This window comes from Kineosporia sp. NBRC 101731, from assembly GCF_030269305.1.
Taxonomy (GTDB): Bacteria; Actinomycetota; Actinomycetes; order Actinomycetales; family Kineosporiaceae; genus Kineosporia.
This window is the reverse complement of sequence record NZ_BSTC01000084.1, coordinates 1-248: the sequence shown is the minus strand read 5'-3', so window position 1 is coordinate 248 and position 248 is coordinate 1. Positions and strand designations below refer to the sequence as shown.

At 58.5% G+C, this 248-nt stretch carries 1 rRNA gene; it reads right to left on the bottom strand.

What is annotated here, in order from left to right:
• Positions 1-248: ribosomal RNA gene (locus QSK05_RS36175) — 23S ribosomal RNA — on the bottom strand; the annotation flags it as partial.

Here is a 248-nt window from a genome sequence, read left to right as displayed (position 1 = left end):
CCACAGCTCATCCCCTCAGTTTTCAACCTAAGTGGGTTCGGTCCTCCACGCGGTCTTACCCGCGCTTCAACCTGGCCATGGGTAGATCACTCCGCTTCGGGTCTAGAGCATGCGACTAAGGCGCCCTATTCGGACTCGCTTTCGCTACGGCTACCCCACACGGGTTAACCTCGCCACACACCACTAACTCGCAGGCTCATTCTTCAAAAGGCACGCCGTCACCCCTCAAGGCTCCGACGGATTGTAGG